Origin of the sequence: Micromonospora sp. WMMA1996, from assembly GCF_002573675.1 — a bacterium.
Taxonomy (GTDB): domain Bacteria; phylum Actinomycetota; class Actinomycetes; order Mycobacteriales; family Micromonosporaceae; genus Micromonospora; species Micromonospora sediminicola.
In genome coordinates this window covers 405,488-417,980 of sequence record NZ_PDHU01000001.1, presented here as the reverse complement: position 1 = coordinate 417,980, position 12,493 = coordinate 405,488, and the positions used below count along the sequence as shown (strand labels likewise).

The window sequence follows — 12,493 nt, the reverse complement described above, 5'->3', positions numbered from 1 at the left end:
CGGTTCCCCTGAAGGGGAGCGGAGCCTGCTCATGACCCACCTGGAGCACCAGCGCCTCACCCTGGAACTCGCCTGCGCCGGGCTCGCCCCGGAACAGCTCGCCCGCCGGTCGGTGCCGCCGTCGACGATGTCGCTGCTCGGTCTGGTCCGACACCTCGCCGAGCTGGAGCGGCACTGGTTCCGCCGCACGTTGGCCGGCAAGGACGTGGCGCGGATCTGGCCCACCGGCGATCCGGACGAGCCCTTCACCGGCGCTATCGCCGAGCCGGCCGTGGTCGAAAAGGCCTGGGCGGCGTGGCGGGCCGAGGTCGCGTTCGCCGAGCGGTACGTGGCCGCCGCGCCGAACCTGGAGGTGAGGGGTCACCGGGGGGACCGGATCGTGACGTTGCGGGAGGTGTTGGTGCACGCGATCGGGGAGTACGCCCGGCACAACGGGCACGCCGACCTGCTCCGTGAGCGGATCGACGGGCGTCGGGTCCGGTGACGACTCGGACGTCGCGGTGGACCGAGCCCGGGGCGCGGCGGTCGTGACGGTGCCCTACCGGCCACCGGCCGACGAGGCGGAGGCGCGCCGCGTACAGGAGGAGTTGCGGTTCCGGGTGGACCTGGTCGGGCCCGGCCCGTCCGCGCCCGCGACGGTCGCCGGCCTGGACGTCGCGTACGCGACCAGCGGCGACCGGCTGGCGGCGGCCGTCACGGTCCTGGACGCGACCAGCCTCGCCGTGGTGGACGAGGCGGTGGCCGTGGGGCGGCCGGCGTTCCCGTACGTGCCGGGGTTGTTCGCCTTCCGCGAGATGCCGGCGTTGCTGGCGGCGCTGGACCGGCTCACCGTCCGCCCCGAGCTGCTGGTCTGCGACGGACACGGGGTGGCGCACCCGCGCCGGTTCGGGTTGGCCTGCCATCTGGGTCTGGTGACCGGGTTGCCGGCGATCGGGGTCGGGAAGACCTCGCTGGTCGGCACCTGGACCGGGCCAGGGCCGCGGCGGGGGGAGTGGTCGCCGCTGCGCGACCGCGACGAGGAGGTCGGACGGGTGCTGCGGACTCAGGACGGGACCAGGCCGGTCTTCGTCAGCGTCGGGCACCGGATGGGGTTGGAGAACGCGGTGGAACGGGTACTGGCCCTGACGCCCCGGTACCGGCTTCCGGAGACGACCCGGACGGCGGACCAGCTCTGCCGCCGAGCGCTCGCGGCGGGTGGCGACCGGGGCTGACCGTGGCGGCGTGTCGCGGCACACATGTGGAGCGCTCGATGGGCGGGTGCCCGGGTGGCCGGGTAGTAACCTCACCGGCGGATCCCGTCCGGGACGGAAACGGTGAGGTGGAGATGTCGGTGAGGCGGCACGCGGCGCGCTGGGCCACGGTCGGCGCGTTGCTGGGTGGCCTGGTGGCCGCCCCGGCTTCCCCGGCCCTGGCGGAGGGTGACCGGGTGGGGCTGCGCTCGGCGGCCAGCTTCACCGCCGGTGGGTCACCGGGCGTGGTGGCGATCGAGGTGCGGAAGCGGACCGAGGGCTGCGTCCTGCTGCGTACCGCGCTCGGGTTGCGGGTCGAGGGCCTGCGCGCGGACCAGGTCCGGGTGGAGGTGGCGGTCGGTCGCCGGTGGACGCCGGTGCCGGTCTCCGGCGGCGGGGGCGCGGTCGCCACCGCCCAGGTGGCGGCGGTCGACCGGCCGCTGTGCAAGGGCAAGGGCGCCACGGTGCGTTACCGGGTGGCCTTCGCGGACGGCGCCGTCGGTGGGCGGCTGGAGCTGGCCGGGGAGGCGAGCGCGGCGAACGGCCAGGTGCTCGGCCGGGCCGGCCGGTCGGCCCGGCTGGTGGGTGCGCAGCCCACGCCGAGCGCGAGCCCTTCCCGCAAGCCCTCGCCGACCCCCACGCCCAGCGCGGCAGTGACCACTCCGGCCGAGACGGCGAGCACGTCGCCGGTCGTTGCCGCCGTCGACCCCGCCGCCGCGGCCGACGACTCGTCCTTCGGAGGTTCCATGATCATGTGGTTCGGCATCGGGCTGGTGCTCGTCGGCGCCGCGCTGATCGTCCTGCTGGTGCGGCGCAGCCGCGCGGACCGTTCGGACGCCGTGCCGGCGGCCGACCATCCGCCGGTTCCACTGCCGCGCAGCAGCACCACCTACCGCTCCGGGACGCCGGGGCCCGCCCCGACGGTGTACGGCGGAGCCACGCCGCCCCGGCCGACCGGCAACGTGTACGGGGCGCCGACGGCTGCCGCTCCCACCTCTCCGGCGGCCGGGGACGTGGCCCCCGCCCCCGCCCCGCCGGCCCCCGGGGGCGCGGACGCCACCAGCGTGTTGCCCCGCATGCCGGACTGAGCCGGAACCCGACGGGTCCCCGGGGTTACCGTGACGAAGAGTGATGGCGGCGTGACCCGGTCGCGGGGCCGGTCGCCGGGTGCCGAACGGGGCCCGGTGCCGGGGCCGGTTCGCCGATAAGATCGCGTGCGCCGGACGGCACCGCCGACCGGTGAGACCACATACGTGGAAGGAGCCGCGCCGTGGCCCTGGACCCGCAGTTGCTCGAGATCCTCGCCTGCCCGGACACGCACCACGCCCCGCTCGACTACGACGCGCAGGCGCAGACGCTCACCTGCACCGAGTGCGGCCGCGTCTTCGAGGTGCGCGACGACGTCCCGGTGCTGCTCCTGGACGAGGCGCGCGGCGGTCCCGCCGACGACGCGCGTGGCGGGTCGTCGCGGTGATGGAGGGTACGGCCGGGGTCAGCGGGCACCGGCACGCGGACGAGGCCCTGCTGGACGACCCGGCGCTGCTGTCCGAGCGCGATCCGGGCGGGATGCTGCGGTTCACCGCCTCGGCGGGTGCCCAGGTGCGGGAGTCGGCGGCGCTGGCGGCCGAGGCGAACCTGTCCGTGCTCGCCGACGACGGCCGCCCCCGCGCGGTGGTCATCGCCGGCATCGGCACCGCCGGGCGCACCGGGGACGTGCTGGCGACCGTGGCCGGTCCGCGCTGCCCGGTGCCGGTCATTCCGCACCGCAGCGCCGGCGTGCCCGGCTGGGTGGGCGCGGCGGACGTGGTCATCGCGGTGAGCGCGTCCGGCCGCAGCCCCGAGGCGTTGGGCGCGGCCGAGGCGGCGCACCGGCGCGGGGCCCGGCTGGTCGCCGTCGGCGCGCCGGACTCGCAACTCCAGTCGGTGGCCGAGCGGGCCCGGGCGCCGTTCATCCCGGTGCCCCGGCGCGCCCCGGCCCGGGCCAGCCTCTGGGCGCTCACCGTGCCGGTCCTGCTCGCCGCCCGTACGCTCGGGCTCGTGAAGGTCAACGAGGCGGACCTGGCCGAGACGGCGGCCCGGTTGGACGCCGACGCCGACCGGTGCCGGCCGACCGCCGAGTCCTTCGTCAACCCGGCGAAGTCGCTGGCGCTGGGCCTGTCCGGGTCGATCCCGATCGTCTGGGGCTCGTCCCCGCTGGCCACCGTGGCCGCCCGCCGGTTCGGTGACACGCTGTCCGCCAACGCCCGCTATCCGGTGGTCACCGGCGCGCTGGGCGAGGCCGGCCGAGGTCGGGTGGGCCTGCTCGACGGTGTCTTCGGTGGGCTGGCCGAGGGCGAGCGGGACATCTTCGCCGACCCGGGCGACGACGACCCCGACGGCACCCGGCTGCGGTTGGTGCTGCTGCGCGACGGCGGGCTCAACGCCGACGACGACACAGACGAGCCGCTGGCGGTGGAGGAGCGCCGCGCGGACGCGGTGCAGACGCTCGCCGAGCGGCGCGGGGTGCGCTGCGACGTGGTCACCGCCGAGGGCGGCTCCGCCCTGGAGCGGCTCGCCTCGCTGGTCGCGGTCCCCGACTTCGCCTCGATCTACCTCGCCCTGGCACACGGGCTGGACCCGATGGCCGTACCGGCCGTCACGGAAATGAAGGAGCTGGCAAACCAGTGAGCACGTGCGGCATCGAGCGAGGCGGGGAATGAGCGCAAACGGGGGCACGAAGGCGATCGTCGCCGCCCTGGCGGCGAACCTCGGCATCGCCGTCACCAAGTTCATCGCGTTCCTGCTGACCGGCTCGTCGTCGATGCTGGCCGAGTCGATCCACTCGGTGGCCGACTCCGGCAACCAGGGACTGCTGCTGATCGGCGGTCGGCGGGCCAAGCGGGAGGCGACGCCGCAGCATCCGTTCGGCTACGGCCGGGAGCGCTACATCTATGCGTTCATCGTGGCGATCGTGCTGTTCAGCCTCGGTGGCCTGTTCGCGCTCTACGAGGCCTACCACAAGGCCTCCGACCCGCACGCGATCACGGAGTGGCAGTGGGTGCCGGTGGTGGTGCTGCTGGCCGCGATCGTCATGGAGGGCTTCTCCTTCCGCACCGCGATCAAGGAGTCCAACCTGGTGCGGGGCAAGCAGACCTGGGTCCGGTTCATCCGCCGGGCCAAGGCCCCGGAGCTGCCGGTGGTGCTGCTGGAGGACTTCGGCGCCCTGGTCGGTCTGGTCTTCGCGCTGTTCGGCGTCGGCATGACGTTGATCACCGGCGACGGCATGTGGGACGCCGCCGGCACCGCGATGATCGGTGTGCTGCTGGTGATCATCGCGATCACGCTGGCGATCGAGACCAAGAGCCTGCTGCTCGGTGAGGGCGCGGAGCGCGGCGAGCTGGCCAAGATCGAGCAGGCCGTCACCAGTGGCCCCGAGGTCGAGCGGATCATCCACATGAAGACGCTCTACCTCGGCCCGGAGGAGCTGATGGTGGCCGCCAAGATCGCCGTGCCGGCCTGCGAGAGCGCCGAGGAGCTGGCCCGGGGCATCAACGCGGTCGAGGCGCGGATCCGTCGCGAGGTGCCGATCGCCCGGGTGATCTACCTGGAGCCGGACATCTACAGCGCGGCCGCGGAGCGGGCGGGCACCGGGCAGGCGGCCGACACGGCCGTGCCGGAGGCCGCGACCACCGACGCGCCGGCGGCCGACGAGGTGGCCGGGCGTTCCGGGAGCTGACCGATGGAGTTGTTGCAGGGGCGGATCCGGGACTACGCCTGGGGCTCGCGGACCGCGATCGCCGCGTTGCAGGGGCGACCGGTGCCGAGCGACGGGCCGGAGGCCGAGCTGTGGCTGGGCGCCCACCCGGGCGCCCCGGCCACGGTGGACCGGGACGGCCGTCCGGTCAGCCTGACCGAGCTGCTGGTCGCCGAGCCGGGGCACTGGCTCGGCGAGCGGCTGGTCGGCCGGTTCGGCACCCGGCTGCCGTTCCTGCTGAAGGTGCTGGCCGCGGACGCGCCGCTGAGCCTGCAGGCCCATCCGGACGCCGAGCAGGCGCGGGCCGGGCACGCGGCGGACGTGGGGCGGGTCAACTACGTCGACCCCTACCACAAGCCGGAGCTGCTGGTCGCGCTCTCGGAGTTCGACGCGCTCTGCGGCTTCCGTGACCCGGCCGAGTCGGCGGCGGCGATCGCCGCGTTCGGCGTACCCGCGCTGGAGCCGGTGGTGGCCGCGCTGCGCACCGGGCCGGCGGGCCTGCGGGAGGCCGTACGCGCGCTGCTGAGCTGGCCGGACGCGGAGCGCGCCGGGCTGGTGGCGGCCGTGTCGGCGGCGGCCGCCGGCTCGACCTCGCCGGACGCGGCGCTGGTGCGGGCGCTGGCCGTCGGCTATCCGGCCGACCCGGGCGTGGTGGTGGCGTTGCTGCTGCACCACGTCCGGCTGGCGCCGGGCCAGGCGATCTGGATGCCGGCCGGCAACCTGCACGCCTACCTGCGCGGCACCGGTGTGGAGATCATGGCGGCCAGCGACAACGTGCTGCGCGGAGGGCTGACCCCGAAGCGGGTCGACGTGGACGAGTTGGTGCGGGTGCTGCGGTTCGAGGTGCTGGCCGACCCGGTGGTGCGGCCGGAGCCGGTGGCGCCCGGCGTGCTGACCTGGCCGGTGCCGGTGGAGGATTTCGCTCTGCACCGGGTGGAGGTGGCCGTCGGGTCGCCGGGGGTGCGACTGACGCTGCCCGGCCCCCGGGTGGTGCTCTGCCGGTCCGGCAAGCTGACCGTGGACGACGGGGTCGGTGTGGTGACGCTCGGCGCGGGCCAGGCGGCGGTCGGTACGGCCGCGGGCGGCCAGTTGGCGCTCGGCGGGGACGGCGAGGCGTTCGTGGCCACCTGCGGCCTGCGCTGACTGGAGCAAGTCCGACTTTCCCGAAACGCTTGACGGGGCGGTTGCTCAGTGTGACTCTATGGGTACGCAGCGTTGTCGCGACGAAGGTCCGGGGACGCGCGGGGAACCAAACCGGGGGGATGCACGGGGCGGCCGGGCCGTGGGCGGAAAGTCCGCTCACGACCGACCGCCCCGTGCGCTGTCCGCCGCCCGCCCGCCGTCCCCGTGCGCCAACCGGCACCGGGTGAGCGGGCCCACGCGCGTAAGGTGGAAGGCTGCGCAGCACTTCCTTCGACAGGAGCTTCCATGACCAGCACCCTTCCGGCGGCCACCAGCGGCTCGTCGTCCGGCGCCCGGCCGAGCACCCTCGCCGAGGGCGACTACAAGGTGGCGGATCTGTCGCTCGCCGCGTTCGGGCGTAAGGAGATCCGGCTCGCGGAGCACGAGATGCCCGGCCTGATGGCGATCCGGCGCGAGTTCGCCGAGGCCCAGCCGCTCGCCGGCGCCCGCATCACCGGCTCGCTGCACATGACCGTCCAGACCGCCGTCCTGATCGAGACCCTGGTCGCGCTCGGCGCGCAGGTCCGGTGGGCGTCCTGCAACATCTTCTCCACCCAGGACCACGCCGCAGCGGCGATCGTGGTCGGCCCCGAGGGCACCCCCGAGGCGCCGGCCGGCGTCCCGGTCTACGCCTGGAAGGGCGAGTCCCTGCCGGAATACTGGTGGTGCACCGAGCAGGTGCTCGCCTGGCCGGACGGGCAGGGCCCCAACATGATCCTCGACGACGGTGGCGACGCCACCCTGCTCGTCCACAAGGGCGCCGAGTTCGAGAAGGCCGGCGTCGTGCCGCCGGTCGAGTCCGCCGACTCCGAGGAGTACGCGGTCATCCTCGAGCTGCTGCACCGCTCGCTCGGCGAGGACAACCAGCGCTGGACCCGGATCGCGGCCGGCATCAAGGGCGTCACCGAGGAGACCACCACCGGCGTGCACCGGCTCTACGAGATGCACCGCGCCGGCACGCTGCTCTTCCCGGCGATCAACGTCAACGACTCGGTGACCAAGAGCAAGTTCGACAACAAGTACGGCTGCCGCCACTCGCTCATCGACGGCATCAACCGCGCCACCGACGTGCTGATCGGCGGCAAGATGGCCGTGGTCATGGGCTACGGCGACGTGGGCAAGGGCTGTGCCGAGTCGCTGCGCGGCCAGGGCGCCCGCGTCGTGGTGACCGAGGTCGACCCGATCTGCGCGCTCCAGGCGGCGATGGACGGCTACCAGGTCGCCACGCTGGACGACGTGGTCGAGCAGGCGGACATCTTCATCACCGCGACCGGTTGCTTCGACGTCATCACCAACGAGCACATGGCCCGGATGAAGCACCAGGCCATCGTCGGCAACATCGGCCACTTCGACAACGAGATCGACATGGCCGGCCTGGCGAAGCGCAGCGACGTCACCCGGGAGAACATCAAGCCGCAGGTCGACGTGTGGCGCTTCGACGACGGCCACGCGATCATCGTGCTCTCCGAGGGCCGCCTGCTGAACCTGGGCAACGCCACCGGCCACCCGAGCTTCGTGATGTCGAACTCGTTCGCCAACCAGACGATCGCCCAGATCGAGCTGTTCACCAAGACCGACGAATACCCGATCGGTGTCTACGTGCTCCCCAAGCACCTGGACGAGAAGGTCGCCCGGCTGCACCTGGACGCGCTCGGCGCCAAGCTGACCACGCTCACCAAGGAGCAGGCCTCCTACCTGGGCGTCTCGCCGGAGGGCCCGTTCAAGTCGGACCACTACCGCTACTGAGTCCCACTTTCCGGAGGGGACCGGGGTCGGCCGCCGCGCGGCCGCCCCGGTCCCTTTCGCGTACGCGGGTGGTCCGGCGGGTGTCGGGCATCGGTCGACCAGGGTGACGTTGCCCTGAACAACTTGACGCCACCCCTGGATCAGGAGCAAGGTATGGCTGCCCTAAGTTAACTGAGGCATGCCTGACCGACTACGGAGTAACCGATGTTCGCCACGTACCTGATCGGCCTGCGGGAGGGCCTGGAAGCGACCCTGGTGGTCAGCATCCTGGTCGCCTTCCTGGTGAAGTCGCAGCGGCGTGACCGTCTGCCCCAGGTCTGGGCCGGTGTCGGCGCGGCCGTGGCGCTCTCCGTCGTCTTCGGCTCGCTGATCCAGTACACCTCCACCTCGCTGCTGCGCACCTCCGAGTCGCGGGAGTTCTTCGAGGCGGTCACCTCCGTCGCGGCCGTGGTCTTCGTGACCTGGATGATCTTCTGGATGCGCAAGGCCGCCCGCTCGATCGCCGGTGAGCTGCGCGGCAAGCTGACCGAGGCGCTGGCCGTCGGATCGCTGGCGGTGGCCGGCATGGCGTTCCTCGCGGTGGTTCGGGAAGGGCTGGAGACCGCGCTGATCTTCTACGCCGCCGCCGAGAGCGTGGCCGGCGGCACCGGCGCGGGCTCGCTGCTCGCCCTGATCGGCGGCATCGTCACCGCCGTGGTGATCGGCTTCGGGCTCTACCGCAGCGCCCTGAAGATCAACCTGAGCCGGTTCTTCACCTGGACCGGCGCGCTGCTGATCCTGGTCGCCGCCGGCATCCTCAAGTACGGCGTGCACGACTTCCAGGAGGCCGGCGTGCTGCCCGGCCTGAACAACCAGGCCTTCGACATCTCCGCCACGCTGGACCCGAACGCCTGGTACGGCGCGCTGCTCGCCGGCATGTTCAACATCACCGCCGCGCCGACCGTGCTGGAACTGGTCGCCTGGGTGGCGTACGCCGTGCCGGTCCTCGTGCTCTTCCTGCGCAAGCCCACCCAGCCGCCGAAGCCGGCCGCCCAGCCCGTGCGGCCCACCCAGCCGGCTCAGCCCGTCGAGCCGGCCCAGCCGGCCGAGCCCGCCGCGACCCCGGCCGAGCCCGCTCCGGCCGACGCCGCCGTTCCGTCCCCGCGCGCCTGACCGGCCCGTTTCCGAGGAGACCCCGCACCGATGCGTACCACTCGATTCGTCACGCCCGCCGCTGCCGGGCTGCTCGCCGTCGCCGGACTGGCCGGCTGCGGCGGCGGTGACGACACCGACGCCACGGCCGGTGGGCCGATCGCGGTCAAGGCCACCGACACCGCCTGCGAGGTCGGCAGCACGGAGATCGACGCCGGCCAGGTGACGTTCAAGGTGACCAACACCGGCTCCAAGGTCAACGAGTTCTACGTCTACGCCGCGGGTGACCGGGTGATGGGCGAGGTGGAGAACATCGCGCCGGGGCTCAGCCGCGAGCTGCGGGTCGAACTGCCCGCCGGCACGTACGAGACCGCCTGCAAGCCGGGCATGAGCGGCCGGGGCATCCGGGGCGCGCTGAAGGTCAGCGGCACCGCCGCGAGCGTCGCCCCCGACGCCGCGCTGACCCAGGCCACCGCCAGCTACCAGCGCTACGTGCAGAGCCAGACCGCCGCGCTGCTGACGAAGACCGAGGAGTTCGTGGCCGCGGTCAAGGCCAACGACGTGGCGAAGGCGAAGGCGCTCTACCCGGTGGCCCGCACCTACTGGGAGCGGATCGAACCGGTGGCGGAGAGCTTCGGCGACCTCGACCCGAAGATCGACGGCCGCGAGGAGGTCGTCGAGGAGGGTATGGAGTTCACCGGCTTCCACCGGATCGAGAAGGACCTCTGGACCAGCGGTGACGTGAGCAAGGACGGCCCGATCGCCGACCAGCTCCTGGTCGACGTCAAGGCGATCGTGGCCAAGGCCAACGCCGAGAAGCTCACCCCGCTCCAGCTCGCCAACGGCGCCAAGGCCCTCCTCGACGAGGTCGCCAGCGGCAAGATCACCGGCGAGGAGGAGCGCTACTCGCACACCGACCTCTGGGACTTCAACGCCAACTTGGAGGGCTCGAAGGCGGCCGTCGCCGCGCTCCGCCCCGCCCTGGAGCAGCGCGCGCCCGACCTGGTCAAGCAGCTCGACAGCGAGTTCGCCAACGTCGAGGCGGCGCTCGGCAAGCACCGCGCCGGCGACGGGTGGAAGCTGCACACCCAGCTCAGCAAGGCGGAGCTGAAGGAGCTGTCGGACAGCATCAACGCGCTGGCCGAGCCGGTCAGCAAGGTCGCGGCGGCCGTCGCCCGATGACCACGCCGACCGGTGGCGACGCGACGCGCGAGCCGAACAGCCAGCAGGCCGCTCGGGGGGTCTCCCGTCGACGGGCGATGACCCTGGCCGGTGTCGGGGTGGCCGGCGTCGCCGGTGCGGCCGCCGGCGCCGGCGCGCTGCTCGCCGGTGGCGACCGGGCGTCGGCCACCGAGACGGCCGCCGGGGCGGTCCCGTTCCAGGGCGAGCACCAGGCCGGGATCACCACCCCGGCGCAGGACCGGCTGCACTTCGTCGCGTTCGACGTGGTCACCAAGGACCGGGACCGGTTGGTCGCGATGCTCCAGGAGTGGACCGCCGCCGCGGCCCGGATGACCGCCGGCAAGGACGCCGGGCTGATCGGCGCCGTCGGCGGCATGCCGGAGGCCCCGCCCGACGACACCGGCGAGGCGCTCGGGTTGCCCCCGTCCCAGCTGACCGTCACCGTCGGTTTCGGCGCGTCACTGTTCCGGGACGCCCAGGGCCGGGACCGGTTCGGCATCGCCGACCGGCGGCCCGCCGCGCTGGCCGAGCTGCCGCACTTCGCCGGCGACGCGCTCAAGCCGGAGCTGTCCGGCGGCGACATCTGCGTCCAGGCCTGTGCCAACGATCCGCAGGTGGCGGTGCACGCCATCCGCAACCTGGCCCGAATCGGCATGGGGGTGGTCAGCGTCCGCTGGTCGCAGCTCGGCTTCGGGCGTACCTCGTCGACCTCACGCGACCAGGCGACGCCGCGCAACCTGTTCGGGTTCAAGGACGGCACCGCCAACCTCAAGGCCGAGGACGCCGGCCTGCTGCGCGAGCAGCTCTGGGTGCAGCCCGGCGACGGCCCGGACTGGATGGCCGGCGGGTCCTACCTGGTCACCCGCAAGATCCGGATGCTGATCGAGACCTGGGACCGCAGCCCGCTGGCCGAGCAGGAGATGATCACCGGCCGGACCAAGGGCAGCGGCGCGCCGCTGGGCAGGCGCGACGAGTTCGACGAGCCGGACTTCGCCGCGAAGGGCGACGACGGTCAACCGGTCATCGCGGAGAACGCCCACGTGCGGCTCGCCCACCCGGACCAGAACGACGGCGCCCGGCTGCTGCGGCGCGGCTACAACTTCGTGGACGGCTCGGACGGGCTGGGCCGGCTCGACGCCGGGCTGTTCTTCATCGCCTACCAGCGGGACCCGCGCAAGCAGTTCGTGCCGATCCAGACCCGGCTGGCCCGCAACGACGCGATGAACGAATACCTGCGGCACGTCTCCAGCGGCCTGTTCGCCTGCCCGCCGGGCGTGCGCGACGCGGCCGACTGGTGGGGGCGCGCGCTGTTCTCCTGAGCCGGCTCAGCGGCGTACCGGACCGGGCCCGGCGGGTTCCGGGGCGGCGCGCCGCAGTGCGGCCGGGGGTGGCGTGACCGGTGCCGGGGCCAGCTCCGGCCAGAGCGTCGCGGTCACCGCGCGGGCGCGACCCAGCCGGTACGCGGACCGGCGCGCCCGCTCGGCCAGCACGGCGGTCAGGTACGCCCACTCCGGCGCGGCCCACGGCGGCGGCGGCGACGTCACCGCGGCGACCTCCGCCCACAGTTCCCGGCCCAGCCGGACCCGGTCCGGCGCGGCGAGCTGGTGCAGCCGGTCCAGGTACTGCCGGACGGCCAGCGCCAGCGCGTCGTCCACCCGGGTCAGGTCGAGCGTGCCCGCCCAGCCGACCAGCGGCGGCGCGGCCGGCGGCAACGGCCGCCACACCCCGGTGGCCCGGGTGTGCACCACCAGCGTGCCGGCCACCAGGTCACCCAGTCGCCGGCCACGCGGGTCGGTGAGCATCACCGTCACGCTCGCCGCCCAGCTCAGCAACGGCAGCACCAGGCCGGGCCACTCCACCGCGACCCCCACCAGGGCCCGGGTCAGCGACTGTCCCACCCCGACCGGGCCGCCGTCGGCGCGGACCACCCGCAGGCCCACCGCCAGCTTGCCCACCGTCCGGCCGCCGACGAACCGCTCCATCACCACCGGGTAGCCGACCAGCACCAGCACCACGAGCACGACCTGGAGCCCGCCGGCCAGGGCGGCGTCCACCACGTCCCGGGGGAGGGTGAGCACCAGCAGCGACAGCGCCGCACCGAGCACCAGCGCGAGGCCGACCTGGACGACCAGGTCGATCAGCAGGGCGAGCACCCGCGAGCCCAGCCAGGCCACCCGGACGTCCAGCTCCACCGCCTCGCCGCTGACCAGACCGGCGTCGGCCCACCGGGGCGGTGGAGGAGGTTGCGCGCGCACCCCGACAGTGAACACCATGGACGCCTCACGGGGGA

12 protein-coding genes are annotated in these 12,493 nt (G+C 73.8%); 11 read left to right on the top strand and 1 reads right to left on the bottom strand.

Features of this window, described 5'->3' with window-relative positions; genetic code table 11:
• Positions 1 to 31: 31 nt before the first annotated feature.
• The 11 genes from COO58_RS02020 (at position 32) to efeB (ending at position 11,522) form a co-directional block, all read left to right on the top strand.
• Entirely contained in the window at positions 32 to 484 is a 453-nt protein-coding gene (locus tag COO58_RS02020; protein ID WP_091581646.1) for a DinB family protein, read from the top strand.
• A 16-nt stretch (positions 485 to 500) separates the two neighbouring features.
• Positions 501 to 1,211: a deoxyribonuclease V gene (nfi, locus tag COO58_RS02015; protein WP_255292502.1), complete on the top strand. Its 711-nt coding sequence runs from the start codon at positions 501 to 503 to the stop codon at positions 1,209 to 1,211.
• A 113-nt stretch (positions 1,212 to 1,324) separates the two neighbouring features.
• Positions 1,325 to 2,317, top strand: coding sequence for a hypothetical protein (locus COO58_RS02010; protein ID WP_091584162.1), 993 nt, complete (start codon positions 1,325 to 1,327; stop codon positions 2,315 to 2,317).
• 182 nt (positions 2,318 to 2,499) lie between these two features.
• Complete coding sequence (locus COO58_RS02005; RefSeq protein ID WP_091581643.1) at positions 2,500 to 2,703, top strand: Trm112 family protein; 204 nt, start codon at positions 2,500 to 2,502, stop codon at positions 2,701 to 2,703.
• A complete protein-coding gene (locus COO58_RS02000) occupies positions 2,700 to 3,896 on the top strand; it encodes an SIS domain-containing protein (RefSeq protein WP_091581640.1) in 1,197 nt (398 codons plus the stop codon). Before COO58_RS02005 ends, COO58_RS02000 begins: the two co-directional genes overlap by 4 nt.
• Before the next feature lie 28 nt (positions 3,897 to 3,924).
• Positions 3,925 to 4,944, top strand: a complete 1,020-nt coding sequence (locus tag COO58_RS01995; protein ID WP_091581637.1) for a cation diffusion facilitator family transporter — start codon at positions 3,925 to 3,927, stop codon at positions 4,942 to 4,944.
• Positions 4,945 to 4,947: 3 nt separating this feature from the next.
• Entirely contained in the window at positions 4,948 to 6,105 is a 1,158-nt protein-coding gene (gene manA, locus COO58_RS01990) for a mannose-6-phosphate isomerase, class I (protein ID WP_091581632.1), read from the top strand.
• 285 nt (positions 6,106 to 6,390) lie between these two features.
• A complete protein-coding gene (gene ahcY, locus COO58_RS01985; RefSeq protein ID WP_098743609.1) occupies positions 6,391 to 7,890 on the top strand; it encodes an adenosylhomocysteinase in 1,500 nt (499 codons plus the stop codon).
• Between the two features lie 204 nt (positions 7,891 to 8,094).
• Positions 8,095 to 9,042, top strand: a complete 948-nt coding sequence (gene efeU / locus COO58_RS01980; protein ID WP_091581625.1) for an iron uptake transporter permease EfeU — start codon at positions 8,095 to 8,097, stop codon at positions 9,040 to 9,042.
• Between the two features lie 30 nt (positions 9,043 to 9,072).
• Positions 9,073 to 10,203: an iron uptake system protein EfeO gene (efeO, locus tag COO58_RS01975; RefSeq protein ID WP_098743607.1), complete on the top strand. Its 1,131-nt coding sequence runs from the start codon at positions 9,073 to 9,075 to the stop codon at positions 10,201 to 10,203.
• Positions 10,200 to 11,522 carry an iron uptake transporter deferrochelatase/peroxidase subunit gene (gene efeB / locus COO58_RS01970; protein WP_091581618.1) on the top strand — a complete coding sequence of 441 codons (1,323 nt, stop codon included), beginning with the start codon at positions 10,200 to 10,202 and terminating at the stop codon, positions 11,520 to 11,522. Before efeO ends, efeB begins: the two co-directional genes overlap by 4 nt.
• Positions 11,523 to 11,528: 6 nt before the next feature.
• On the opposite strand, the gene COO58_RS01965 is transcribed toward efeB, so the two are convergent.
• The gene (locus tag COO58_RS01965; protein ID WP_098743606.1) at positions 11,529 to 12,476 is read right to left on the bottom strand and encodes an RDD family protein; all 948 of its coding nucleotides are present in this window, start codon (positions 12,474 to 12,476) and stop codon (positions 11,529 to 11,531) included.
• Between the last annotated feature and the right edge of the window lie 17 nt (positions 12,477 to 12,493).